Genomic DNA, 685 nt, shown 5'->3' on the forward strand with positions numbered 1-685 from the left:
TGTCGGTGCCGCGCAGCCAGGTGCGGCGCACCACTCCGTACAGGGTGCGGCCGGCCCACGCGGTGACGGGGTTGCGGTGGTGGAGCGCGGCGGGATCGACGGTGAACGTCGCCTCGGGGTCGAGGGCGACCAGGTCGGCGTCGCGGCCGGGCGCGATGGCGCCCTTGCGGTCGTCCAGACCGACCAGGGCGGCGGGGGCGGCGGACATCCAGCGCACGAGGTCGGCGAGGTCGTGGCCGCGTCGGCGGGCCTCGCTCCACACGGCGGGCAGGCCGAGCTGGAGGGAGGCGATGCCGCCCCAGGCCGTGCCGAAGTCGGGGGTCTTGAGGTCGGCGGTGCACGGGGAGTGGTCGGAGACCACGCAGTCGACGGTGCCCTCGGCCAGGGCCTCCCACAGGGCGTCGCGGTTGTCGGCGTCGCGGATCGGCGGGCAGCACTTGAACTCGGTGGCGCCGTCGGGGATCTCCTCGGCGGTGAGGACCAGGAAGTGGGGGCAGGTCTCGGCGGTGACGCGGACGCCGTCGCGTCGGGCGGCGGCGATCAGCGGCAGGGCATCGGCGGCCGACAGGTGCAGCAGGTGGACGCGGCAGTCCCGGGTCCGGGCGAGGTCCAGGACCCGGGCGATGGCGTCGCGTTCGGCGGCCGGGGGGCGGGAGGCGAGGAAGTCGGCGTAGCGGGGGCCGTG

General features: G+C 76.4%; 1 protein-coding gene. It reads right to left on the reverse strand.

Annotation, left to right across the window (positions count from 1 at the left end; all coding sequences use genetic code 11):
• On the reverse strand, positions 1 to 685 hold a 685-nt coding region (locus FOE67_RS27685), incomplete at both ends, for an amidohydrolase family protein (RefSeq protein WP_182667546.1).

Origin of the sequence: Streptomyces calidiresistens (genome assembly GCF_014141525.1) — a bacterium.
Classification (GTDB): domain Bacteria; phylum Actinomycetota; class Actinomycetes; order Streptomycetales; family Streptomycetaceae; genus Streptomyces; species Streptomyces calidiresistens.